This window comes from Arthrobacter zhaoguopingii (assembly GCF_009828595.1).
In the GTDB taxonomy this organism is placed as follows: Bacteria; Actinomycetota; Actinomycetes; order Actinomycetales; family Micrococcaceae; genus Arthrobacter_D; species Arthrobacter_D zhaoguopingii.
Map to the genome: position 1 here is coordinate 58,822 of NZ_WPNY01000003.1, position 24,294 is coordinate 83,115.

The following is a 24,294-nucleotide window of genomic DNA, read 5'->3' on the forward strand; positions in this document are numbered from 1 at the left end:
CTGCATTCTCGGGACCTTCGTGGTGCATTTTGGTGCAGATTTCGAAGAATCATGGCCGGTTCGAGGTCCCACCCCACGCGCTGTAGTGCGCTGATGGTCTCGATGGCGGTGGCACTCACCTGTACCTCAGCCGATCACGGCGGGGCAGATCAGGGGTTTTGTTCCGTGAGGCTCTCGGTCTGCTGGAGGAAGCGGCCCTGCCGGCGGAAGTCACGCACGATGAGGAACATGCCCGTCAGCATGATGATGGCTACGCCGGCAACCATCCACCATAGGTTCTGCGATCCGACGAGGAACAGGTAGGACGGCATGATCAGCAGGAAGGTCCCTGTCCGCTTGCGCATCTGCACGGCGGCGGCCCGCACCACGGTCAGGTGTTCCTGGTCCGGGGGCTCTTTGCCAGCGATCTGCCGCCGCACGGAAGCCTGATCGGTCTTGTTGAGCGCGATCGCGACATCTGCCCTGCCCAAATCAACCCGGAGCTTGAGCCGCTTGGCGTTGTAGACAAGACCGCCAATCATGGAGCCGGTGGCCATCAGTAACACGCCGAACTCAAGCTGCTCGAACCAGGAGATCTGCCTGCCCCACAGCAGGTAGGAACCTACGGTCCCCACAATGAGGAGAAGCAGGGCACCGGCGGGGAAATACCGGGTGTAGTAGATCCGGATTTCCTCGCCCATGCCGTGGTCTTGGGTGCCGGCCGCCCACCGCTCAGCCGTCACCCACCGGCTGGGTGGTTCCTCGCTCTTGTCTGTGCCCGCCACATATCCCCCTGGTTCAGTGCCGTTGCTGGCGCCTAGTCTGGCACGGGCTGGCCCCCCAAGGCGTAGCGCATAATGAACTCGGGCTGCTTTCTGAGCGATTACTTCACTCCCGACCAACGTGAGGTGGGCCCATGCGTGATTACGACTACTTCATCGCCGCCCTGAGCGACGTCACCACCGACATCGCCCGGATCTCCGTGGAGGGTGAAGGAGGGTCTGCCCAGGTAATCGTCCAGGCCATGGATGGGAGGCATCTGCCTTTCGACGGCACGCTTGATGACGTCTACACCGCGGTTGAGAACACGGACGCGGAGGGTTTGTATTCGGGCGAGGACGCCTCGTCGATAGACACCAAGCTCAAGCTCTTCTCGGTTCACATCGATGAGGCGCTGGAAACCGCTTCTGGCAGCGCCAAGCGTCTCAGCCTGCGCCCCTCCGGAGTGAAGGCCGTCTAACAGTGTTCCGCCGGGACCCCAGCCGTGGGTGGCTGGGGGTCCCTTCTGTCCGCGGAGTTCAGGGCAAGTCGGCCGGTTTTCAGGAGGCGTTTCGATTCCTGGGCCATGGGGGCTTGATCCCCAGCTTTAAGGAGCACTTGATCCAGAAGAACGGCCCGTCGATAACACGCACGGCGGCCAGGACTATGTGTGCGGCTGCAATGATTTACCTGCTCGAATTCCTCAAGGGCGCGGCGGGGTGAACGACGTGGCTCCAATACTCTGAATTCGTAGGAATTACCCGTTTTGCCAAGATCTCGGGAATCGCGGTGCGCAGTCGTCCGCCAAGACGTACCGTAATCCGAACCGCACACGACAAAGGAGGGCAATTGGAGGAATTCTTCCTGTGGTGCGGCTACGGATTGACGATATGTTCGGTGACGATGGCCTGCTGGTGGCTGCGACGGGGGACACGCACGAGCGCTCTCCTGTCCCGTGGGCAGTATTTCCTCGTGCTCGGACTTATGGCTGCGGCCATGGGGTCGCTTTTCGCTTGGACGATGGTATGAGCCTGCTGGATGCGCGGGGCGGAGATTCAGGTCTGATTCGGGCTGAGGAAGTCCTGTGATGGCATACCGGCGTCGAGTGGCACTGGTTATCGCTTTGATGTCGCTGGCTGCCCTCGCCATGCTCGTCCTGCCGGATCTCATCGAAGGAGCGCAGGGCCGTGAAGCGCGACCCCGCTATGGGTCCCTAGGCATGCTCGTGATGTGCTTCCTCTTCGCATACTTGATCGCTTTCAGGCAATCGCTGATCTTCACACGATCCGAAAAGAAGTGGAAAAGGATTGCCATCTGGGGACTGCCTGTCCTGGCCCTTGTCTTGCTTCTGATCACTGGGTTCTCTGTCGAATGGATGGGATCCGTTTTAGCACTCGTCACTTTTTCTCTGTGTTGTCTGTGGTTTGACTCGGATGTCGCCAATCCAGAGCCCGAGACGGATTGATGGGAGCGCAGTCAGTAAGAATCAGTCGGGCGAGTGGAGGCGGCTATGGAAGGAATCCTGATCACAGTTTTCGGGGCGGCGTTGATTATCTGGCGCCGGCACTACGAAAAGTTCATGTGGGCCAACTTCAAGGACTACTCGGTCGTAAAGAGACACGAGTCAGCAGTAAAGAAACTCATCGCCCAAACAACCCTGACTTTCGGAATCCTCTGCGTCACCGTCGGGGTTGCCCTCACTGTTCGGGAACTGATGGCTCGATGACGATCTCCACGACACTGGTCGCAGTGAACCTCGACGTAACGCGGGGTGGGACGGTTCCGCGTTGCAAGCCGGAGAGTTCGCGGGGTGAGTCGCGTGACTGATGAAGGGCAGGAGCCAGCGAGAGGGCGGGAGTACTGGATCCGGTCTGCCCGCGGCGGGCTGCGCTTTGGCTGGTTCGTGTGGCTGACAATCGGCCTGATCCTCTGGGCGGAGGGCGGATCACGATCGACCGTGGGAGTCCTGTTGGTTGGGGCGGCAGCCCAGTATGTCCTTGCTCTCTACCTGAGCACGAGACTGCCCCGCCCTGCCCGAAGAAATGGCGCTACCCTGTCTGGCCGATGCACAGCACGTCCCGTCACGCCGACCGAGCGCTTTGCCGCCCGGATCGGGCCATGGGTATCTGCCGTCATGCTGCTCTCCTCATCCGTCACCCTGCTTACCGGTGAGTATGCGCGGGGAACACCTCTGATGATCATCTCGCTCGGCCTCGTCGCTGCAGCGGTGCACGCACGTCGAACAGTCCGAAACAAGGAACCGGGATGAGCCGTCCAGCCCGCGGCCAACCAGGAAAGCCGAAAAACCGAGGAGTTGCAGTGGCGAACCGGAAGATTGCATTGTTCTGCACACAGCTCGCGTTGATCCTCGCGCTGATAGCTACGGGGGCTGGGTGGCCGATTTGATACCGGTTAGCGCCTGGTCCTTGCTGGCGGTGGTTATCGCCGGACTGCTGGTGCTGCACCTCCTACACCGTCCGTCGCGAAACAACCACCACTAGAGAGGAGGTGCGCAGATGCTAGTAACGATTTCACTCCTCATCGGATTCGGAATCGCCTACCTTACTGATATTCGGAGGCCCGGTGAACATCAACTAGCTAGGAAACTCTCCTGGTCAGGAGCCGCAGCCGCCTGGATGGCATTCCTGTTTCTTGCCGCTAGCGGCCCCGGCACTCTCATGGTTCCAATTGTGGCGTTAGGGGTCGGGCTCGCTGGCGGGTACGTGGTGAGACTCCTTCAACATAGGAGTCACCAGCAGCCATCGAAAGGCCGCAGAAAGGAGCGATTGAGGAGGACCTGTGGCAAACCGGACAGCTACCCTGATCTACGCCCTGCTCGGCATGATCCTCGCCTTGGCAGTTATCGGGATACTGATACCGGAGCTGATTCCGGTTATGACCTGGCCCATGGGGGCCGCGGCTTTCGCACAACGACGACTGCTGGGTGCCGCGGATCGCTGACTCGTTCGGTCTCCACTCGGACCGGGTACGCGAGGCGCTCGCCGCCGACGCTACTGCGCCTACCGTCAAGGCCTCCCTCGACGCAACAACCCGCACGGTGAGCGTTGCGGCGGAGGACAACACGGGCATGGCCCGGATCGAGGACTCCTTAAACCGGAACAACGGCTCGTTCGCCGCCTATGAGGCCCATCACCATCGGAGACCAGGCCGTGACGGCCTATGTGCGTGCGGTCGACGCCGCGGGCACCGTGAGCGGCGTTGTCACGGAGAAGTTCCTCTCGTCGAAGGCGCAGGGCGGCAAGCGCTGACCTGCACTGGACAAGCGACCGGCGGCCGCCCCGTTCTTAGGGCGGCCGCCGGTTTCCGTGCTCTGCACGCGTTGGTGCGCTGTAGGCCTAATGCTCCGCTGCTGCGTCAGCCTTCTTGGCTTCTTTCTCCGCGTCCTTTTCGGCACGCAGAGCCGCCGCCTCGTGCTGCTCCTCAGCCTTTTCCTGGTGGATGACCTCCGCTAGGAGCTTTTCCATCTCCTTGGCCACGCCGGCGGCTGAGGCGGGGTTCTGCCCGGTCACCAGGCGCTCGTCCACCACGACCTTCTCCTCGAAGACATCGGCGGAGACATGGGTAGCACCCTGCTCCTCAAGCCGGTCGGCCAAGAAGAACGGGATCACCTTGTCCTTGCCCGCGGCGACCTCCTCCTCGTTTGTGAAGGCCGCGACCCTCCGCCCCTCGACGAGGCGGAACCCGTTGTCCAGTTCCACGTTCACCAGACCGGCCGGTCCGTGGCAGACGGCTCCCACCACGCCGCCGGCGTTGTAGACGCTCGCCACCAGGTTCTGCAGGCCTTCGCTGTCCGGGAAGTCCCACATGGTGCCGTGACCTCCAACGAGGTAGACGCCGTCGTACTGGTCGGCATTGACGACATCGACGCGGGCGGTGTTGTAGAGCCCGGCACGCGTGGTCTCGTCCTCCGTGAAGGCAACCTGGATGGGATCATCCTTATCCACCTCGTCGCGCGGAGGCTGGCCGCCCTTGATTGAGGCAAAGTCGACGAAATGCCCGGAATCCTTGAAGACCTTCCAGGGGTGTGCAGCTTCGGCCACGTTGTAGCCGGTCTTCTCCCCGGTGTCGCCGATCTCGGAAACGCTGGTCAGTACCATGAGGATTTTCTTCATGAAGTGCTCCTTTCGTCCGACCTCCACCCTACGCCCCGCCCTCTCCGGGCTCTCCCTCTCACACTTTCACTCCTGAGGAGTAAGACTTCGCGGGCTGTTCCCTCGGCTGATCTGTGCCGATAGGGTGATCTCAGCGTCATGCACCGCCCAGCGGGGTGATCAGGTACGAGGAGTATTCGACTCTCAGGAGGAAATATGACTGAACCACAGCAGGATCCCAGCGAGCAGGAACTCGCGGCGGGCGGTGACACGACCGGTGTCCCAAGTATTCAGGACGGCGGGGGAGCCGACGGCGGTGCAGACGGCGGTGCCGATGGAGGCGCAGACGGCGGTGCTGATGGCGGGGCCGACGGTGGCGCGGACGGGGGTGCAGACGGCGGCGCTGACGGCGGAGCCGATGGCGGGGCCGATGGAGGTGCAGCCGGCGGTGCCGACGGTGGGGCCGATGGAGGTGCAGACGGCGGCGCCGACGCGGGTGCGGGCATCTGAGCTTGAGTACTCCTCCTGACGACCCCACGCGTTCTGGCGCTGGGGTTCTGGAGTCACGCCTGATCGACATCGACCGCGAGAAGTTCGCCCGCGAGTTCTGGGGGCAAACAGCGTTGCTCACGCGCGGCGCCGGCGACTTCTCGGACCTGTTCTCCGCCGACGCCGTCGACGAACTGATCTCCCGCCGTGGCCTGCGCACGCCCTTCCTCCGCGTCGCTAAGGAGGGCACGACCTTTCCCGACTCATCATTCACAGCACCGGCCGGCGTCGGCGCCACTATCTCTGACCAACTCGACGACACCGCGCTGTGGCGGAAGTTTGCCGACGGCGCCACCCTGGTCCTGCAAGCACTGCACCGCACCTGGGAACCCATCGCGGAGTTCAACGCCCGGCTGAGCACCGAACTCGGACATCCGGTGCAGGCCAACGCCTACATCACCCCGCCGCAGAACCGCGGGTTCGACGACCACTACGACGTCCACGACGTCTTCGTCCTGCAGATCGAGGGCACCAAGCGCTGGATCATCCACGAACCGGTCCTTCCCGACCCGCTACGTGATCAGGTGTGGACCGACCGCCGCGCCGCCGTCGCCGACGCCGCAAAAGGCGAGGCTTACATCGACACCGTGCTCGAGCCCGGCGACGTCCTCTACCTGCCGCGCGGCTGGCTGCATGCCGCCCAGGCGCAGGGCGAGGTTTCCATCCACCTCACGCTCGGCATCCACAGCTGGACCCGCTACGCGCTGGCCGAACAGCTCGCCCAGGCCGCGCTTGCGCTGCTCCGCGACGATCCCGAGATGCGCCGGACGCTTCCCCTGGGCGTCGACGGACCGGCCGGGGAGGTCGACGTCGTCCGGAAACGCCTGGCCGCCGCCGTCGCCGAGGCCGATTCCGCTCCCCTGTTCCACCGCACCCGGCGGGGACAGGGACGCCCGGCCCCGCTGGGACCGCTGGCCCAGCTCGCCGCCGTCGAGGGCCTCGGGCCCGAGTCCACAGTGCGGCTTCGCAGCGCGCTTGACGCACGGCTCGAGGGATCACGCCTGAGCACCCGGGTGGGGTGGCTCGATTTCCCCGAGGCCGATCTGCCATCCGTGGAGCGCCTGCTCGACGGCGGGACTCACACCGTGCACGATCTCGGCAGCGGACTCGTCGAGAGGCTGCTGCGCGCCGGGGTCCTCGTCCCCGCGGAACAATGACGTCGCGGTGACCGCTCCCGAACGCTTTTTCTGCGCCACCAGTGCCCGGGTGCGGGACGACCCGATGGCGGGCACGGCGCCGAACGACGTCGTCTGGGTGCTCATCGAGTACCGCGGCAGGTGGCCGTTCAACGGCTTCGACGGCCTCACCCTTGAGCCGGACGCGAAAGCCCTCGTGATCGCCGCCGCGCAGGCCGCGAGGGCGCGGGTTCTGCTGGTGCGGCGGCACGGCCGCCGTCGGCGCGAAGGGCCTCAGCGATGGGCCGTCCTGCGCTATGACGGTTCCGGTGCCCATCGGCAGCTTTGGGGGTCGTGGACGCAGGAAGAAGACCTGGCGGACATTGCCGCTGCCCTCAGCAGACCGGGCGAACTCGGCCACCCGCCGGTCCTCCTCGTCTGCGCCCACGGTCTGCACGACACCTGCTGCGCGGTTCGCGGACGCCCCGTGGGACGTGCCCTGGAGGAGCGCTGGCCCGAGCTGGTGTGGGAATGTTCGCACGTCGGCGGCGACCGGTTCGCGGCCAATGTCGTCATCGCCCCCGACGGCGTGTACTACGGCGGCCTCGATGCCGAGTCGTCGGTAGCCACGGTCGAAGGGCACCTCGCCGACTCCATCCAGGCAGAGTACCTGCGCGGCTACACCGATCTCCTCCAGCCCCAGCAGGCCGCGGTCGCTGCCGCGCTCGAACGCTTCGGTCCGGCGGGAAGGCTCGACTATACGGTCGTCGGGACCACCCGCCACGGTGACCGCTGGCGGATCCGCCTCACCGCTCCCCCGCCCCATCCGGCACAGATCGACGTCGAACTGCGGACCTACCGCGCCCCGCCGGAACGGCTGACCTGCCGCGCACCGGCGCCCGGCTCGGTCATCGTGTACGAAACGGTTTCGATCACTGCAGAGTGAAGCGTCGGTGCGTCCACCGGCCGGAAGCTTCAGGCTCCTACTCGACCGCACCCTGGTAGAGAGCGTCCTCGCCGGCCGCGGTTGGATCCGTAATCTCCAGCTGGATCAGGTCCGCATCATCAGCGGCGATGCCGTAGGCAAACTGCGCCGTTTGCGTTTCGCCGGGCGGGATCGTCGAAAACAGTTCCCCGCCGATGCCCGTGTCTGAATCAACCACGGGCTGAACCGCTGTTCCGGAGTCGCCGGCGCGAACGGTGGGCAGGTTCATCAGGCCGCCGTCCACTTCTGCCTCTCCGTTGTTGACCACCGTGATCTCGAAGACCGCATAGCGGCCTTCTACCGCGCCGGGGGCACTGCCGGAAGCGGACTGGAAGCCTCGGGATTCGACGGTCACCTCCACGCCCCCTTCGAAAGTCACGGTGTCGCCGAACGCCGCACTCTGATTGGCGGGCATCTCCCCGATGGCGTCCTGGGTCGCGGAAGGCACGCCCCCGGGTGATTCTGTGGGGTCCGCACCGTTGCATGCCGACAGACCGATTCCGAGCAATAGAGCAGCGGTAAGGGCGAATGAGTTCTTCATGATTCCTCCAAGATGGAGCCGCTGACGGGAACCCTGGCAGCGTACCTACATCCTAATTTCCGGATCCTCCGGTTTCACCTACATTTCCCGGCCCACAAAGGTGGAACCGAGAGCCCCTGACTCGCCTGTCAAGGGAACCACCGTACTGCAGCAGCCGTAACCACGGGGCGTAGGCTTCCGCCATGAGAGATGACCGCGCCAATGACGCTGAGGTGTGGGCGAAGCTTTCCCCGCGCACCCAGGACCTCCTCAAAGCCGATCCAAATGCACCGCTGACCGCCGACACCCTGGAAGAGCTCACGCACGTCGGCACAGCAGACTGGTGGACCAGCGTATCCCGGGACTCCGGACAGCTCCGGCTGCCCGGGCACTTCCAGGATTACGTCACGTCTCTGGACCGGCGCGGCGACGACGTCAACAGCTGAGCCTCGGTTCCGGTGGCGGGCAGTTCGGGGGGGGGCCAGCTTCCGGCAGCATCACCGCTTGCGGATCGTGCCGCCCACACCCGCAATCCCCAGCCGCCGCTGCACCTCCTCGGGGGAAACGTACTGCCCCACCGTCGGAAAAGAGCCAATCGGCACCACCGAGTTGATGATCGTACCCGGGTAGACATGCACCAGGTTGAGGGCCTGGGCACCGTCCCGCCCCCGTGATCCACCCAGCTCCACGCTGAGGTCCTGCGTGTAGCAGGTGGCCGAGGCCACCGACACCGGAATCCCGGCGAAGGTCCCGGCGGAGGAGTAGTGGAGGTGCCCGCCGAGGATCAGCCGGACGTCCGAATCGCGAAGCGCCGCCTCAAGCAGGTCCTGGCGCCGCAGCTCCGTCAGGACGGCGAGGTCCTGGATCATCGGCACCGGCGGGTGGTGCATGGCCAGGACGGTTCCCTCCGGGGCGGGATGGGCGAGCTGCTCAGCCAGCCACTCGAACTGCTCGGCGCAGATCTCCCCGTGGTGGTATCCCGGGACCGAGGTGTCCAGCGTGATCACGCGCAGTCCGCCCAGCCGGTAGCTTCCGTAGAGCGGCGCCTCCTCCGGGGGCTGTCCGAGCAGGCCGGTGCGCATCCCGGCCCGGTCGTCGTGGTTTCCCATCAACCAGATCGGCTGCGCACCGAGGCGTTCCGCGATCGGCTCGACGATGCCGCGCAGCCTCGCGTACGCCTCCGGATGCCCCTTGTCCGCCAGGTCGCCGGTGAAGATCAGGGCCTCCGGCTCGATGCCGGAGGCCTCCATCTGCTCAAGGAGCGCAGCCAGCCGCGCCCCGCTGTCAACCCCGCCGTACAGCAGCCCATCCGCCACCATATGGGTGTCGCTGAGATGCAGAATCACGTGATCTGCCGGTGGATGCTCTCGCGACACCGCGGGTCTCACTCGATACTCCTTCTGCTCAGGCCGTCGCTTCCTCCGTCTCGGCGGGATGCATCCGGCGCGAGAACACAAGCTTCTCCATCGAGCCGGCGATCCGGTCCCAGTGGTGGTGTCGAAGCAGCCGTTTCAGCTCGGCTGACGGCGCACGGCCGGCCCGACCCACAAGCCGACGGCACGCGGCGGCGAACCCTTCGCCGTCGTCCTGGAGGTCGACGACGCCGGTGAAGTCGGCGACAACGTCGGGAACCCGGGTCGACACCACAGGCAGCCCGCAGGCGAGGTACTCGAGCGTCTTGGTGGGGCTGATCGAGCGGGTCGCCTCATTGAGGGCGAACGGCATCAGGGCGACGTCGAGTTCGGCCATCAGCCCGGGAAGATCCGCGTAGGACTGTTGCCCGAGGTAGGAGATGTTCGGCGCCTGCGGCAGGTCGGCCGGGTCGATCTTGCACACCGGCCCGATCATGTGGATGTCCCACTCCGGCAGCCGGGCCGCGAGGTCCGCCAGGAGCCCGAGGTCGAGCCTTTCGTCGAGGACACCGACGTACCCGGCCACTGGGCGCTCCCGGTTCCGCTTGGCATGCCGGCCCGCGGCGGCGTAGTGCTCGGTCGAAACGCCGCTGGGCACGAGGTGCGCATCCTCCCGCCCCTGCCTCACCACCGAACGGTGAAGTGAGCGGCCGCCGGCGAAGACGACGTCGGCGCGGCGGAGCGCCTGGCGCTGGCGCACGATGAGCTCCGGTGCCGCGTCCTTGAATGCCGCGAGGTCGTCCATCACGTCGTAGACGAGCGTTGTGGGCGCCAGGGCCAGCGCGGCCTCGAGGGCCAGCGGAGTGTAGATCCAGACGACCCGCTCTCCGGTAGGCTCGCCCATCAGCTGCGGGAGCTGCTCGATGTAGTCCGGCATCACCTCGTCGAAGAAGCCGACGTGTCTTCCCTGTTCGGGAATCTCGAGCCAGACACGGGTCAGCCCATCCATCTCGGAGGTGCCGAGGCGGTTCCGGGTCACCTCGACGCCGGCCGGGGTGAGGGGCTCCTCGACAAACCAGGTGGTGCGGGCCGGAGCCTTGCCCAGCCGCGACATGAGCTGCTGCGGGCGCTGCCAGACCCAATCCCACCGCAGGTGCGACAGCACGATGAGTTCACTTTGCATCGACGATCCTCAATTCCATTCGAGTGGTGGTACGGGGAAGGCTGGAACCGATATCGGTGCTCGGGGGCACCGAGAAGTTCCAGTGGGACATCTGCGGGAAGTACCCGCGCAGCCACGTATTCACGGGCTCCGCGAAGGAGTAGGCCGGCAGGTCGACGGCCCTCACGCCGGCGGCGGCACGGGCATACGCGGTGGACATCACCGATTCACGGCGGTCCAGCTGTTCATCGAGCCAGTAGACGCCGACCGGGTCGATGTGCCCGTCGCAGCGGAACAGCAGCGAGTCCCAGTCGGTCGAGTCGATAACGGGGAACCAGCACAGGCCGTCGACGACGACGCCGCGCGCCTGCGCCTCCTCGCACTGCTCCAGCACATACTTGAGCCAGCTCGCCCGGTCGCCCGTGTGTCCGCGGACGTTCGTTTCGGTGATGGCGCAGGGAAGACCGTAGCGCTCCCAGTACTGCCCGATCTGGTCGGCCAGCGGAAGCGGCGTCGGGGTCGGGGCCGTCCCGCCGTCCACGGAGAAGTTCCACTGGCAGTGGGCGTAGTAGTCGAGGCCGAGCACGTCCACGAAGCCCGGCTCAAGGCCCTGCAGCCGCTCCCCTCCCACCGGGGCGAGGTCGCGGCCGAGCTGGCTCTCGGGGTCATAGCCCCGCCCAAGGAAGCTGTCGAGCACGAGGAAGCGGCGCTCGTTGGCCATGTCGGCGTACGCCCGGCCGGGGGCATCGGATCCGGTATGGAACTCGCAGGTGTCCACCCAGACGTGCCGGGCCTCCGGCAGCAGCTCCCGGTAGAGGCGGCTCGCCTCGGCCACGGCGGGCAGGACGTTGGCGAGAAGGTCGATGAAGCCCTGGAGTCCCGAGTGGTAGGGCGGCCAGATGGCTTCGTGCCCGGACAGGAACAGGGTTGAGAAGGGCTCGTTGAAAAGCGTGTACTCCTCCACCCACGGGTAGCGGCGGGCGAAGGCCTCGGCGTAGCGCAGGTAGGCCGGACCGAACCCGGAATCGGCGAAGCCGCCCTCCAGCCAGGTGGGATAGCTGGTGTGGTGGACGAGGTCGACGATGGGCCGGAAGCCGTTATCGCGCAGGTGGTTCAGCACCTCGTCCGTCGCCGACCAATCGAACACTCCCTGAACCGCCTCGACACGGTGCCACCGGACCGGGTAGCGCAGCCGGGTGATCCCCGAGCGGCGCAGCAGATCGAGGTCCTCCCGCCAACGGACATCGTGTTCGGTGGTTTCAAAGATGTCGCGGTCATGGGCCGGCAGGAACGTGCTCTCGAACCCGCCGATGATTTCGATGGGCGGTCCGGGCGGGTTGGTGCTGAATGCCATGCGGCCCTCCTGACGGTTGCGGAGGCGGAAAGGCCTCCGGCTGAAGCTGAATCTCCGAACAGTGAAATGGCTTACTATTCGAGGGCGAGGAAAAGTCGTGCTTACCTTTCGACCCGGTCACACCGGGCGCCGGCCAAGCTCCTCGTAGACGGTGTCGAGAAGTTCGGCGGCGCGCAGGTTGAGCCGGCGCGACTCGTCCAGATCCGCATCGAGGCGGATCACCTCGGAACGCAGGTCCTCGACCTCCCGCTGGAGGGCGGGGATGGCGTCGACTCTCCCCAGGATCCCGGGAACCGCCGCCCGGAGCAGTTTCCGCCCCGGCCCCCTCAATCTCGCAAGCACAGCATTCACGATTCCATCCTCCTGACAATCACCCTGCGAACCTCGGCCCCTGCCGATTCCGACAACGGAACATCCGCTCGTTCGTCGATCTCCATCCCGTACCGGGCCAGCTGCTCTTCGAACCGGCGCCACTCAACGGGCCGGTACTCGATCCAGCTTGGGGATCCGACCTCGCCGCCGATTCCGACCTCGAAGTGGGCCCGTGCCCCCGGCTCCGCCAGCAGGTTCTTCACGAGTTGGAGGGTCGTGTCCCAGCCGAGCGGGCTGAGCGCGTTGAAGAGCTGGTTTCCATACACCTGAACCGGCCCCGGCAGCTCCGTGCACTGCCTGCGCAGGCGCATCGCGTCCCGGGCCATGTAGAGATTCGTGTGCTCGTACCGGAGCCGCCCGCCCTCGTCCCCCGCGCTGCGGGCGAATACCAGGGCGGGCCTGCTGTAATCCACCCCGAGCACCGCATGTCCCTGCCCGGCGAGGTATCGGGCATCGGCGCCGAGGCCGCAGCCGAGGTCGAGCACGGAGGACCCGGGAGCGAGCCGGCCCGCGGTCGAGCGTGCGAAGGCCGACGGCGGCGGCGGCGGCGTGGGATCGGCGGAGATCTCGGCCCGGTGGTGGTCCTCCCAGTTCTCGCGGTCGACGTCGAAATGGTTGAGCCACCAATAGAACCGCCGCCCGGCCGACGGCGGAGTGACGAACCGGAAGGCCGGGTCGGGGGTCCGCCAGCCGGGACCGTAGATGGCGGTGAGCATCTGTTCCGGCTCCGCGGGACCCGGAAGCATCCTGCCGTTGACGTTCACCGGCTTCAGCGGCAGGACGGTCACCTCGTCGGCGCGTTCACGGGCGTGGAAGGTGCCGTGGAACCAGCCGGAACAGACGAAGTAGGTGAAGATGTCGAGGTAGAAGCGGTCGGTGACGGTTCCGCCCGGGTACATCAGCTGCAGGTGCCCGCTGGAGTGCCGCACCACCTCGTGGCCCTCCGCCACGAGCATCCGCTCAAGCTCATAGCTTTCGAGGGCGACGTCGGAGGGATTTTCGTGCCGGCTGAGGTAAGCAAGGTCGGCGTCGTCGTCGCTGGGGAGAATCCGTCCGTCGCGCACCGGGCCCAGCAGGGTTCCCCCGGTGACGAAGAGCTCGATCCCGGCCCGGTTCCGGACCAGCTCAATGAGCCGTTCGGCTTCGTCAAGGACCCCCTCAAGGAGTGAGGCCTCGCGCCCCTCGAATGAGCGCGCGATCCTGCCCCATTTATTGACCACCAGCGGGATGCCGGTGGCCGGCTCGCACAGCAGCAGCTCGGTGTCGCTCTCGTCGAACTGGACGGGCTGCTCGCCACCGATCAGGGTGCCGTCGCGTTCCACCGCCAGCCGCGCCCTGCCCCGAAGCCGTTCTGCAAGCGCCGGGGGCCATTCGACCGTCACGCCGTCCCAGCCGGAGCCTTCCTCGGGTACCCGGAACGTCCAGATGCGCCGCCCCGCGAGCAGGACCGAGACGGCCGAGCCCGGGGCGAGCTCCGTTCCGGTGACGGTCAGGCTCTTGGTGTCGGCGGCAAAAAAGGCGCTCACTTCGCGGTTTCCAGCGGGACGTGCAGCGGATCGGTTGCGGGCAGCCGGACGTCGAAGACCTGCCCGGTGAGGTCCGAGGCCAGCACCTGCGCGCTGACACGGGCAACCTCCCCGGCCTGGACCAGCGAGTGCTCATCCTCGACGCCGAAGGCCTTCACGCGCATGGGCGTCGCCGTCCGGCTGGGGCTGATGCAGTTCACCCGGACGCGGTCCTCACCCCACTCGTCGGCGAGCGCCTGCGTGAGATTGACGACGGCGGCCTTCGTCGCCGAGTACACGGTGTACTTGGCCCGGCCGCGCGTGTACGAACTCGAGGAGTAGAGCAGCAGCGAGCCCTGCGAACCGGAGAGATACGAATAAGACTCCTGGGCGACGACGAACGCGGCCATCAGGTTGACGTCGACGTCGTGCCGGATCTGCTCGTCGCTGAGTTCGGCCAGGGCCCCGATGGTCAGCACGCCTGCGGTCAGGACGACATGGTCGATCCGCCCATACGTCGCCGACACTCCGGCGAGCGCCCGGGCCACCGAGGTGCGGTCCTCAACGAAGGTGCCCGAGCCGGTGCGGCTGTGGCAGACGACATTGGCACCCTCGGCGTCGAGCTGTCGGGCCAGTTCCTCGCCAATGCCTGAACTGCCGCCGAAGATGACGACGGTGGCACCGCGCAGGCTGGAAACCGGGAACGGCACCGGTTCGGCCGTCTGGTTCTTCAGCTGGAACAGCTTGTCCGCCAAGTGGATGTCGATGGGGTGGGTGATCTTGATGTTCGCCTCATGGCCGGGGACGACGATGATCGGCACGTCCGGGCGGTACTTCAGCACGACGGAGCAGTCATCGGTGGCCGTGAAGTCGGGATCCTGCCGGGCCCGGGTGTAGGCGTCCAGAATGGTGTCCCAGCGGAAGGCCTGGGGAGTCTGCCCGCGGCGCAGCGAGGACCGCGGCGGAACCGCCCGGATGATGTTCGACTCGTCGACCTCGATGATGGTGTCGGCCGACGGGATGCCGGTGTCGACTGCCTCATAGGTGTCGAGGGCTTCAATGCAGGCGCGGATGATTGAGGAATCGACGAGCGGGCGCACCGCGTCGTGGAAGATCACCTTCGCGCCGGGCTCCGCGATGGCCTGCAGCGCCCGGAAGGAGGTGTCGTTGCGGTCGAGGCCCCCCTCCAGGATCGAGGAGAGCCGGGGAAAACGGGAAGCGGGCAGGAGTTCCCGGGCGCGGGCCATGCTGCCGGGGTCCATCATCACCAGGATCTCGTCGATGCCCGGGCAGGTCGAGAAGATTTCGACGGTGTGCTCAAGGCTGGTCCTGCCGGCGATGGGGACGAGCTGTTTGGGGATGTCGAGCCCCATCCGTGTGCCGACTCCCCCGGCGAGGATGACGGCGATCGTCCGCCCGCCGGGCGCTGATCCTCCACCCGGTAGCTGTTTGCTGTCCTTGGAATGCGCCATCTCTCCACCTGCCTTCGGGTTCCATCGGAATTTGGTAAGCGTACTGATATTTTTCTGCGGGGTCATTGTTTTTGTTCACCTCCACGACGGTTGCGCTTTGCCCCCCGTTAACCCTTCGGGGGAGCCCCCTTCCGGGGCGGTAGCCTGAGGAAATGGCAATCCGAGTACTGGCCGTGGGCCGGAAACATGAGAGCTGGGTTTCCGACGGAATTGCCCGCTACGAGAAGCGCCTCAAGAAACCCTTCGACCTGTTCTGGCAGTTCCTCCCGCACTCGGCCCGCGAGGGGGACGCCGCCCGGGCCGAGGAATCGGAGCGGCTCCTGGCCAAGACCACCGAGGCGCGCGAGTACGTGATCCTGCTTGACGAGCGGGGCAGGTCCATCGACTCGCCCGCCTTCTCCCGCACCCTGGGCGGCGCCCTGGACGCCTCCCGTCCGGTGACCTTTCTCATTGGCGGCGCCTACGGCGTCGATGACACGGTGCACCGGCGCGCCGATTTCGTCCTGTCGCTGTCGAAGCTCGTGTTCCCCCACCAGCTGGTCCGGCTCATCCTCGCCGAGCAGGTCTACCGTGCGCAGGAGATCGCCGGGCGGCGCTCCTACCATCACGAGTAGGTCCCTTCCATAACGATCGGGGAACTCAATCGGCGGCACGGGCTCCGCCTCGTGCGTCACACGGGCACCACGTCTAGTGTTGCTTCATGACTTCGGGTAAACCGCACTGGATTATCGCCGCAGCGGCCATCGGCACCGCCACCCTGCTTGGCGCGTGCGCGCCGGCGGCCTCCGAACCGACCGGGGCGCAGGCCCCGGCGGCCTCGGAGACAGCGTCGGCGTCGCCCTCGGAGACAGCGTCGGAGGCGCCTTCGGCAACGCCCGCGCCGTCGCCCTCCTCGTCGCCCTCGTCGACTCCTGAGGCGGATCCCGAACCGACCGCCGGCGACGGCGGGGTGTGCACCGCGGCCGAGCTGTCCGGCGCGGTGACCACCGAGCCGGGTGCAGGCGCCGCCGGCAGTGTCTACCGGACCCTGACGCTCACGAACACCTCCGGTGCCGCCTGCGACGTGGCCGGCTACCCAGGGGTCTCCTACGTTGACGCGGCCGGCGCACAGATCGGCGCGCCCGCCGACCGGGGTGAGCCGGGCACGGCCTTCTCACTCGAGCCCGGCGCCTCAGCGACGGCGGTGCTGCGTCAGGTCAACGCGGGCAACTACGGCGCCGACTGCGGTGCGGTGCCCGCCGCCGGGGTGCGCGTCTACCCTCCCGGCGCCACCGACTCCCTCGTCCTGCCGCAGGAGACCACCGCCTGCTCCGCCTCATCGATCGTCCTGATGACCGTGGGCGCCCTGCAGCCCGCGGGCTGACCCGGCGGCCGCCCCTTCCATCCCACGCCGGGGGGGCCCGGAGTGAGGAATGTCAGCAGACTCGAATGTCGGCGATCTGGGGGATGATGTTGGGGTGACATCGGTGTTGAGCAGGTTCACGCCGGCGACCTCGGAGTGGTTCGCCGGCGCTTTCTCCGCGCCCACCCCGGCTCAGGAGGGCGCCTGGAAGGCCATTTCAGCCGGATCGAATGCCCTGGTGGTGGCGCCGACCGGATCGGGCAAGACTCTCGCGGCGTTCCTCTGGGCCCTTGACCGCCTGCTGGTGGATGGGGAGCATGACGCACCCGCCTCGAACGGCTCCCCCGGCTCGAAGAAGGCACCGGCGGTGCCGGCCCGCAGCACCCGCGTGCTCTATATCTCCCCGCTGAAGGCGCTCGGAGTCGACGTCGAACGCAACCTCCGCGCCCCGCTGATCGGCATCACCCAGACGGCCCGGCGGCTTGGCCTTCCGGCGCCCTCCATCACCGTCGGGGTGCGTTCGGGTGACACCCCGCAGGCCGAACGGCGCGCACTGCTCACCCGCCCGCCCGACATCCTCATCACCACACCCGAGTCGCTCTTCCTGATGCTCACGTCGAAGGCCCGGGAAACCCTTTCCGAGGTCCACACCGTCATTGTCGACGAGGTGCATGCCGTCGCCGGCACCAAGCGCGGCGCGCACCTGGCCGTGTCCCTGGCCCGGCTCGATGCCCTGCTGGGCAAGCCGGTGCAGCGGATCGGGCTCTCGGCCACCGTCGAGCCCCGGGAGACCGTGGCACGGTTCCTCTCCGGCAACGCCCCGGTGGAGATCGTCGCTCCGCCCTCGGCCAAGAAATGGGACCTGACCGTCTCCGTGCCGGTGGAGGACATGACCGAGCTGGGCGGTGCCACCGGGGGTCCCGGCGGGACCGACGGCGACGCGGTCCCGCAGGCGAGCATCTGGCCGCACGTCGAGGAACGCATCGTCGACCTGATCGAGGAGAACCGCTCCACCATCGTCTTCGCGAACTCCCGCCGGCTCGCCGAGCGCCTCACGGCCCGGCTCAATGAGATCCATGCCGAACGCCTCGAGCGCAACTCCGTCTGGGCCGCCGGGGACGCGCCGGCCGGAGACGCGTCCGCCGGAGACGGCCCCGGCGGGGCAGCCGATGCGGTACCGGGTGCCGCAGAACTGGACGCCGCTGGACCGTTTTCCCGCGGCGTACCGGCCGCGGCGCCCGTTTCACCGCCGGCCCAGATTCTGGCGCAGGCAGGCCAGAGCGCGGGCGCCGAGCCGCTGCTCGCCCGCGCCCACCACGGGTCCGTGTCCAAGGACCAGCGCGCCCTGATCGAGGACGACCTGAAGTCCGGGCGGCTGCGCTGCGTGGTGGCGACCAGCTCCCTTGAGCTGGGCATCGACATGGGCGCCGTCGACCTCGTGGTGCAGGTCGAATCGCCGCACTCAGTGGCCAGCGGCCTGCAGCGGGTGGGCCGGGCAGGGCACCAGGTCGGCGAGGTCTCCCAGGGTGTGCTCTTCCCGAAGCACCGGGGCGACCTGGTGAACACCACGGTGACGGTGGAGCGGATGCTGGCGGGAAAGATCGAACCCCTCGCCATTCCGGCCAACCCGCTGGACATCCTGGCCCAGCAGACCGTGGCCGCCGCCGCGCTGGGCACCATCGACGTCGAGGAATGGTTCGACGTCGTGCGCCGGTCCGCGCCGTTTGCCACCCTGCCCCGCTCGGCCTTCGACGCCACCCTCGACCTGCTCGCCGGGAGGTACCCCTCCGATGAGTTTGCCGGGCTGCGCCCACGGATCATCTGGGACCGGACCGAGGGGACGATCACCGGGCGCCCCGGCGCCCAGCGCCTCGCCGTCACCTCCGGCGGCACCATCCCCGACCGCGGCCTGTTCGGCGTCTTCCTCGTCGGCTCTGAGGGTGAGGGGGCGCGTGCCGGCGGCCGGCGGGTCGGGGAGCTGGACGAGGAGATGGTCTACGAATCGCGGGTGGGCGACGTCTTCGCCCTCGGTGCCACCAGCTGGCGGATCGAGGAGATCACCCACGACCGGGTCCTCGTCTCCCCCGCCTTCGGCCAGCCCGGCAAGCTGCCGTTCTGGAAGGGCGACTCCCTGGGCCGGCCCGTCGAGCTGGGCCGGGCGCTGGGCGCCTTCGTCCGCGAGATGTCCTACGCGCCGGAGGACCAGGCCCGCGAGCGCTGCCAGCGGATCGGGCTCGACGAGTGGGCCTCGGGGAACCTGCTGACCTACCTTCGGGAGCAGCGCGAAGCCACCGAGGTGGTGCCGAACGACCGCACGCTCGTCGTCGAACGCTTCCACGACGAGCTCGGCGACTGGCGCGTGGTCCTGCACAGCCCGTTCGGCATGCCGGTGCACGCCCCCTGGGCGCTCGCCGTCGGGGCGCGGCTCGAACAGCGGTACGGCATCGAGGGCTCCGCCATGGCCTCCGACGACGGCATCGTGCTGCGCGTGCCCCTGATGGAGGACGAGCCGCCCGGCGCCGACCTCTTCCTCTTCGACGCCGACGAGCTCGACGGGATCGTCACGGCCGAGGTGGGTGGCTCCGCCCTGTTCGCCTCCCGGTTCCGCGAGTGCGCCGCCCGGGCGCTGCTGCTGCCCCGGCAGAACCCCAGCAAGCGCAGCCCGCTGTGGCAGCAGCGGCAGCGGTCGGCGCAGCTGCTCGACGTCGCCAAGAAATACCCGACCTTCCCGATCGTCCTTGAGACCGTGAGGGAGGTCCTCCAGGACGTCTACGACCTGCCCGCCCTGAAGGAGCTTGCCGCCTCCCTTGAGCGCCGCGAACTGCGGATGGTCGAGGTCACCACGCAGCAGGCCTCCCCCTTCGCCCGCTCGATGCTCTTCGGCTACGTTGCCTCCTTCCTGTACGAGGGGGATTCCCCCCTCGCGGAGCGCCGGGCCGCCGCCCTCTCGCTGGATCCCACTCTCCTCAACGAGCTCCTGGGCCGGGCCGAACTGCGCGAGCTGCTCGACGCGAAGGTCATCGCCGACACCGAAAGCGAGCTGCAGCGCCTCCGCCCGGACCGGCGCGCCCGCGGCATGGAAGGGGTGGCGGACCTCCTGCGCCTCCTGGGCCCGCTGAGCATCGCCGAGATCGCCGAACGGCTCGAAGGCCCCACCGAGCGCCTCGAGGACACTGCGGTGGCCGACGGCGAAGCCGCCGCCGCGCCGCGGGCCACCGAGGCCGAGGCGGCCGCCCTAGTTGAGCCGCTGCTGCGCGCGAACCGTGCCCTTCGGGTGTCCATCGCCGGCGTGGAACGGATCTCGGCCGTCGAGGACGCCGCCCGGCTGCGCGACGCCCTCGGGGTCCCCCTGCCGATGGGGATCCCGCTGGCCTTCATCGAACCCGTCGCCGATCCACTGGGGGACCTTGTCAGCCGGTATGCCCGCACCCACGGGCCCTTCACCGCCGCGGAAGCGGCGGCCCGGCTCGGCCTCGGCGTCGCCATCGTGGCGACCGCCCTGCAGCGCCTCGCCGCCGACGGGCGCACCGTCGAGGGCGAGTTCCGGCCCGCCGAGGCCGCCCCGGATGACGGGGAGACCACCGTCGTCCACCCGGCCGCCCCGAGCGAATGGTGCGACGTCGAGGTCCTGCGCCGGCTGCGGCGGCGCTCCCTTGCGGCCTTGCGGCAGGAGGTGGAGCCGGTCGACCCGGCCGCCTACGGACGGTTCCTTCCGGTCTGGCAGCATGTCGGCTCCACCCTGCGCGGACTCGACGGTGTGGCAACGGTGGTGGACCAGCTCTCCGGCGTGCCGATTCCCGCCTCGGCCTGGGAGCCGCTCATCCTGGGCCAGCGGGTAGCCAACTACTCTCCGGCCATGCTCGATGAGCTCACCGCCACCGGGGAGGTGGTCTGGTCGGGTGCCGGATCGCTCGCCGGAAACGACGGGTGGATCGCCCTGCACCTCGCGGAAAACGCGCCTTTGACCCTCCGCCCCGACCCGGCGTACGAGCCCTCGCCGCTCTCCGCGGCGCTGCTCGAACTGCTCGGCGGCGGCGGAGGCTACTTCCTGCGCCAGCTGAGCACCGCCCTCGACGTCGACAGCGTCCCCTCCGAGGCCGACCTCGTCACCGCCCTGTGGGACCTGGTGTGGGCCGGGCGCGTCAGCAATGACACCTTCACCCCGGTCCGGGCACTGCTGGCCGGCGGCCGGACCGCGCACAAGCAGCGCCAGCCCCCGGCACGCGCCCGCACCTCCCGGGCGGGGCGGCTGGGGCGCGCACCGGGGCGTTCCCTCACGAACAGTTCAATGAGCCTGGCCGGCGGGCCCGACGGCGTCTCCGGGTACCAGCGCGCCACCCCGCCGGTCGCGGCGGGACGCTGGAACCTGCTGCCGCCGGTTGAGCACGAGTCAACCCTCCACGCCCACGCCACCGCCGAACTGCTCCTTGACCGCTACGGTGTGGTCACCCGCGGAGCGGTGGGCAGCGAAGGGGTGCCCGGCGGGTTCGGCCTGATGTACAAGGTGCTTGCACGCCTTGAGGAGATGGGCCGGTGCCGACGCGGCTACTTCATCGAGAAGCTCGGCGCGGCCCAGTTCGCGGTGCCCTCGACCGTGGACCGGCTGCGTTCCTTCAGCGCTGACAACGATCCGCGCTCGGAGGCCGCCGGGGGGCCGTCGCCCACGGCGACGGCCCTGGCCGCGACCGACCCGGCCAACCCGTACGGCGCCGCCCTCGCCTGGCCGCAGGCCGAGGGAGGGCACCGGCCCGGCCGCAAGGCCGGCGCCCTGGTCGTGCTCGTCGACGGTGAACTGGTGCTCTACGTCGAGCGGGGAGGCAAGACGCTGCTGGTCTTCACCGAGGACCAGCCCACCCTCGACGCGGCCGCCGCCGCCCTCGTCGGCGTCATCCGGCGGGGCGCGGCCGACAAGATGGCGCTGGAGAAGGTCAACGGCGGGGAGATCCTCGACACCGGGGTGGGCTCCGCCTTGGCCGCCGCCGGTTTCTACACAACACCCAAGGGGCTGAGGATCCGTGCTTAGAAAACGCATCGGCGTCCGGCGGCACATCAACACTCAAGGGGAAATCCGTGCCTGAGGGGGATACCGTCTGGCGGGCCGCCCGCGACCTTCACGCGGCCCTCGCCGGAAAGGCGTTGACCCGGTGCGACATTAGGGTGCCGCGCTTTGCCACGGTGGACTTCACCGGTGACACCGTCGAGGAGGTGGTCTCCCGGGGCAAGCACCTGCTGATCCGCGGAGGCGGCGGCGGAGACGCGGAAGGGTGGGACATCCACTCCCACCTGAAGATGGAAGGGCTCTGGCACGTGTACGCCCACGGCTCCAAGTGGCGCCGGCCCGGTTTCAAGGCCCGGTGCGTGCTCGAGACGGCCGACAACGTCGTCGTCGGCTTCGAATTGGGTTTCCTGCGGGTCCTGCCTCGCTCGGGCGAGGAGGAGGCCGTGGGCTACCTCGGGCCGGACCTGCTCGGCGCGGACTGGGACCCCGCCGAGGCGCTGCGGCGGCTCTCCCTTCAGCCGGAACGGCCGCTCGGCCTGGCCCTGCTCGATCAGCGCAACCTGGCGGGCATCGGCAACGTCTACCGCTGCGAGCTGTGTTTCCTGGCCGGGGTCCACCCGCTGACGCCCGTCGGCGAGGTCCGGAACCTGCCCCGCATCGTCGACCTGGCCAAGAAGCTGCTCGAGGCGAACAAGCTGCGAAGCACCCGCGCCACCACCGGCAACCTGCGCGGCAACAACCTGTGGGTGTACGGCCGCTCGAACCGCGGCTGTCTGCGCTGCGGCACCCCGGTGGTCCTCGAACAGCTTGGAGACAACGAACTCGAACTGCGGGACCTCTACTACTGCCCCCACTGCCAGCCGCCCGGCGGCGGTGGCCGTACCCTTGAAAGGTGATGAAGTCCCCCCTTCCGGTGCGCAACGGAGTCAATGCGACCCGCCTCCGCCTGCCCGACGAAGGGCCGTGGTCCACGGCCCTCGAGTACATCCTTAACCGCTTCGACCATGTGAACCCCGACGGCATCGCCGAGCGGTTCGACCGCGGCGAGGTGGTGGCCCTGGGTGGAACCGTGCTCACCCGGGAGACCCCGCTGACCGACCACACCTTCATCTGGTACTACCGCGAGCTTCCCGTCGAGGAGCGGCTCCCGGTGGAACTCGGCATCCTCCACCAGGACGATGACCTGCTGGTGGTCGACAAACCCCACTTCCTGCCGACGACCCCCGGCGGAATGTACGTCGCGGAGTCGGCGCTGGTGCGCCTGCGGGTGCAGCTGGGCCTGCCCGACCTGATCCCCATGCACCGGCTCGACCGCATGACCGCCGGCATTTTGATGTTCTCGGTGAACCCGGCGACGCGCGGCAAGTACCAGCTACTCTTCGAGAACCGCCAGATCCGCAAGGAGTACGAGGCAATCGCCCCGGTGCGGCCGGAGCTCGGACTGGATGCGGCGCCCCTCACGGTGCGCAGCCGCATCGTGAAGTCCCGCACCTACCTGCTGGCCCAGGAGGTCGAGGGCGCCCCCAACACCGAGACGGCGGTGAGCCTCCTCGAGCAGGCGGCAGGCGCGGGCCGGTACCGGCTGCAGCCGCACACCGGCAAGACCCACCAGCTTCGGCTGCACATGGCCGGGCTGGGGCTGGGCATCCTCAACGACCCCTTCTACCCCGTCCTGAAGCCGCAGGCGGCCGATGACTACTCGAAGCCGCTGCAGCTGCTCGCCAGAAGCATCTCCTTCACCGACCCGCTCAGCGGCGCCGAGGCCTTCTTCGAATCATCGCTGCGGCTCTCGGAGTTCCCCCCGAATTAACCGGGGCTTGGCCCGACGCCTCTGCTTTCCCCACCGGCGGCCTGTAGGTTGGGTGAGTGGAGATCCCCGGCCCCGACCTGGCTATGCCGCTCTACTTCCTGCTCATGTTCACCATCATCGTCGTGGACGTGATCCTCCCCATCGTGCCCTCGGAACTGATGGTGATCGCCGCCGGCACCATGGCCTCGCATGGGAACCTCTTCCTGCCTGCGGCCGTCCTCGTGGCGACCACCGGCAGCTGGGTCGGCGACCTCGCGCTGTTTGTGCTCTTCCGCCGCCGCCTGACGCACTGGCTCGACCGCTTCCGCTGGGGCCGGTCGGTCCACGGCGGGCTCCGCCGCGCAGTTGAGAAGGCCGGCAAGTCGCCGACCTACGCCGGGCTGGTCGCTGTGCGGTTCCTGCCCGGCGGCCGGACCGCCAGCGTCGCGGCGGCCGGCATCGCCGAGGTCGCGCTCCGCCCCTTCATGGTCCTGACCGCCCTGGGCGCGTGCCTGTGGGCCGCGTGGCTCCTGGGCCTTGGCTACCTCACCGGCGCCTCCACCGGACTGCCGCTCTGGGTGAGCGTCGTGCTGGGAACCGCCGTCGGGACCCTTGTGGGGCTCGTGACCGCAGCCGTTCTTGGCCTGCGCCAGCGCCGGAGGGCCAGGGCCGCCGGCGCCGGGGAGACCGGAGGGACGGCCGGCGCGGATTCGCCATGATCCCGCCCGGCACTTCCGCCCGCCGCCGCGCGGAAGTGGGTAGGCTGAACGCGAGCGCGCCGGACAACCCGCAGCGCAGCACCCGTCGAAAGGGAGGCAGTGAAGCCGACGCATGAGGTGAAGGTCCCGCCTGCGCCCTCGGTTCCTCCGACGGTGTCCGCGGCTGAAGAGGGTCCCAGTGGCCCGGGCGGCGGGGCTCGCCGCCGATT

At 68.1% G+C, this 24,294-nt stretch carries 24 protein-coding genes; 14 read left to right on the forward strand and 10 right to left on the reverse strand.

Going from position 1 to position 24,294, the window contains the following annotated elements:
• Positions 1-149: 149 nt before the first annotated feature.
• Complete coding sequence (locus GVV86_RS04880; protein WP_159801736.1) at positions 150-764, reverse strand: hypothetical protein; 615 nt, start codon at positions 762-764, stop codon at positions 150-152.
• 131 nt (positions 765-895) lie between these two features.
• Between GVV86_RS04880 and GVV86_RS04885 the strand changes: the two genes are divergently transcribed.
• The 5 genes from GVV86_RS04885 to GVV86_RS18845 all read left to right on the forward strand — a co-directional run bounded on the left by GVV86_RS04885 (position 896) and on the right by GVV86_RS18845 (position 4,007).
• On the forward strand, positions 896-1,219 hold the full coding sequence (locus tag GVV86_RS04885; protein ID WP_159801738.1) for a hypothetical protein: 324 nt from the start codon (positions 896-898) through the stop codon (positions 1,217-1,219).
• Between the two features lie 624 nt (positions 1,220-1,843).
• On the forward strand, positions 1,844-2,203 hold the full coding sequence (locus tag GVV86_RS04890) for a hypothetical protein (protein ID WP_159801740.1): 360 nt from the start codon (positions 1,844-1,846) through the stop codon (positions 2,201-2,203).
• Positions 2,204-2,248: 45 nt separating this feature from the next.
• Positions 2,249-2,464, forward strand: coding sequence for a hypothetical protein (locus GVV86_RS04895; RefSeq protein WP_159801742.1), 216 nt, complete (start codon positions 2,249-2,251; stop codon positions 2,462-2,464).
• Positions 2,465-3,537: 1,073 nt separating this feature from the next.
• A complete protein-coding gene (locus GVV86_RS04900; RefSeq protein ID WP_159801744.1) occupies positions 3,538-3,699 on the forward strand; it encodes a hypothetical protein in 162 nt (53 codons plus the stop codon).
• A 179-nt stretch (positions 3,700-3,878) separates the two neighbouring features.
• Positions 3,879-4,007 carry a hypothetical protein gene (locus tag GVV86_RS18845; RefSeq protein ID WP_281406915.1) on the forward strand — a complete coding sequence of 43 codons (129 nt, stop codon included), beginning with the start codon at positions 3,879-3,881 and terminating at the stop codon, positions 4,005-4,007.
• Positions 4,008-4,094: 87 nt separating this feature from the next.
• Here GVV86_RS18845 and GVV86_RS04905 read toward each other — a convergent pair whose 3' ends face one another.
• Both GVV86_RS04905 and GVV86_RS04910 read right to left on the reverse strand, forming a co-directional pair.
• A complete protein-coding gene (locus GVV86_RS04905; protein ID WP_159801746.1) occupies positions 4,095-4,871 on the reverse strand; it encodes a type 1 glutamine amidotransferase domain-containing protein in 777 nt (258 codons plus the stop codon).
• 183 nt (positions 4,872-5,054) lie between these two features.
• Complete coding sequence (locus tag GVV86_RS04910; protein WP_159801748.1) at positions 5,055-5,417, reverse strand: hypothetical protein; 363 nt, start codon at positions 5,415-5,417, stop codon at positions 5,055-5,057.
• Between GVV86_RS04910 and GVV86_RS04915 the strand changes: the two genes are divergently transcribed.
• Both GVV86_RS04915 and GVV86_RS04920 read left to right on the forward strand, forming a co-directional pair.
• Positions 5,357-6,556: a cupin domain-containing protein gene (locus GVV86_RS04915; protein ID WP_159802188.1), complete on the forward strand. Its 1,200-nt coding sequence runs from the start codon at positions 5,357-5,359 to the stop codon at positions 6,554-6,556. The genes GVV86_RS04910 and GVV86_RS04915 overlap by 61 nt on opposite strands.
• Positions 6,557-6,563: 7 nt before the next feature.
• Positions 6,564-7,460, forward strand: a complete 897-nt coding sequence (locus tag GVV86_RS04920; protein ID WP_343206284.1) for a sucrase ferredoxin — start codon at positions 6,564-6,566, stop codon at positions 7,458-7,460.
• Between the two features lie 37 nt (positions 7,461-7,497).
• Here GVV86_RS04920 and GVV86_RS04925 read toward each other — a convergent pair whose 3' ends face one another.
• Positions 7,498-8,040 carry a DUF4352 domain-containing protein gene (locus GVV86_RS04925; protein WP_159801750.1) on the reverse strand — a complete coding sequence of 181 codons (543 nt, stop codon included), beginning with the start codon at positions 8,038-8,040 and terminating at the stop codon, positions 7,498-7,500.
• Positions 8,041-8,222: 182 nt separating this feature from the next.
• Here GVV86_RS04925 and GVV86_RS04930 point away from each other — a divergent pair, with 182 nt between their 5' ends.
• Entirely contained in the window at positions 8,223-8,465 is a 243-nt protein-coding gene (locus GVV86_RS04930) for a hypothetical protein (protein ID WP_159801752.1), read from the forward strand.
• 51 nt (positions 8,466-8,516) lie between these two features.
• On the opposite strand, the gene GVV86_RS04935 is transcribed toward GVV86_RS04930, so the two are convergent.
• The 6 genes from GVV86_RS04935 to GVV86_RS04960 all read right to left on the reverse strand — a co-directional run bounded on the left by GVV86_RS04935 (position 8,517) and on the right by GVV86_RS04960 (position 15,236).
• Positions 8,517-9,365: a phosphodiesterase gene (locus GVV86_RS04935; protein WP_281406916.1), complete on the reverse strand. Its 849-nt coding sequence runs from the start codon at positions 9,363-9,365 to the stop codon at positions 8,517-8,519.
• Between the two features lie 58 nt (positions 9,366-9,423).
• Positions 9,424-10,554, reverse strand: coding sequence for a glycosyltransferase (locus tag GVV86_RS04940; RefSeq protein WP_159801754.1), 1,131 nt, complete (start codon positions 10,552-10,554; stop codon positions 9,424-9,426).
• Positions 10,544-11,887 (reverse strand): family 1 glycosylhydrolase, encoded by a 1,344-nt coding sequence (locus tag GVV86_RS04945; protein ID WP_159801756.1) that lies wholly within the window; start codon positions 11,885-11,887, stop codon positions 10,544-10,546. Before GVV86_RS04945 ends, GVV86_RS04940 begins: the two co-directional genes overlap by 11 nt.
• Positions 11,888-12,004: 117 nt before the next feature.
• Positions 12,005-12,238, reverse strand: a complete 234-nt coding sequence (locus GVV86_RS04950) for a hypothetical protein (protein ID WP_159801758.1) — start codon at positions 12,236-12,238, stop codon at positions 12,005-12,007.
• On the reverse strand, positions 12,235-13,785 hold the full coding sequence (locus tag GVV86_RS04955; RefSeq protein ID WP_159801760.1) for a class I SAM-dependent methyltransferase: 1,551 nt from the start codon (positions 13,783-13,785) through the stop codon (positions 12,235-12,237). The genes GVV86_RS04950 and GVV86_RS04955 overlap by 4 nt, the downstream gene beginning before the upstream one ends.
• Positions 13,782-15,236 (reverse strand): bifunctional cytidylyltransferase/SDR family oxidoreductase, encoded by a 1,455-nt coding sequence (locus GVV86_RS04960; RefSeq protein WP_159801762.1) that lies wholly within the window; start codon positions 15,234-15,236, stop codon positions 13,782-13,784. Before GVV86_RS04960 ends, GVV86_RS04955 begins: the two co-directional genes overlap by 4 nt.
• Positions 15,237-15,388: 152 nt before the next feature.
• Here GVV86_RS04960 and GVV86_RS04965 point away from each other — a divergent pair, with 152 nt between their 5' ends.
• The 6 genes from GVV86_RS04965 to GVV86_RS04990 all read left to right on the forward strand — a co-directional run bounded on the left by GVV86_RS04965 (position 15,389) and on the right by GVV86_RS04990 (position 24,085).
• Complete coding sequence (locus GVV86_RS04965; RefSeq protein ID WP_159617163.1) at positions 15,389-15,850, forward strand: 23S rRNA (pseudouridine(1915)-N(3))-methyltransferase RlmH; 462 nt, start codon at positions 15,389-15,391, stop codon at positions 15,848-15,850.
• Positions 15,851-15,936: 86 nt separating this feature from the next.
• Positions 15,937-16,599, forward strand: a complete 663-nt coding sequence (locus tag GVV86_RS04970; RefSeq protein ID WP_159801764.1) for a DUF4232 domain-containing protein — start codon at positions 15,937-15,939, stop codon at positions 16,597-16,599.
• 49 nt (positions 16,600-16,648) lie between these two features.
• A complete protein-coding gene (locus GVV86_RS04975; protein WP_159801766.1) occupies positions 16,649-21,601 on the forward strand; it encodes a DNA glycosylase AlkZ-like family protein in 4,953 nt (1,650 codons plus the stop codon).
• Positions 21,602-21,648: 47 nt separating this feature from the next.
• A complete protein-coding gene (locus tag GVV86_RS04980; protein ID WP_159617166.1) occupies positions 21,649-22,473 on the forward strand; it encodes a DNA-formamidopyrimidine glycosylase family protein in 825 nt (274 codons plus the stop codon).
• Entirely contained in the window at positions 22,473-23,387 is a 915-nt protein-coding gene (locus tag GVV86_RS04985; RefSeq protein ID WP_159802194.1) for an RluA family pseudouridine synthase, read from the forward strand. The genes GVV86_RS04980 and GVV86_RS04985 overlap by 1 nt, the downstream gene beginning before the upstream one ends.
• Positions 23,388-23,443: 56 nt before the next feature.
• Entirely contained in the window at positions 23,444-24,085 is a 642-nt protein-coding gene (locus GVV86_RS04990; protein WP_159617167.1) for a DedA family protein, read from the forward strand.
• The last annotated feature ends 209 nt before the right edge of the window (positions 24,086-24,294 follow it).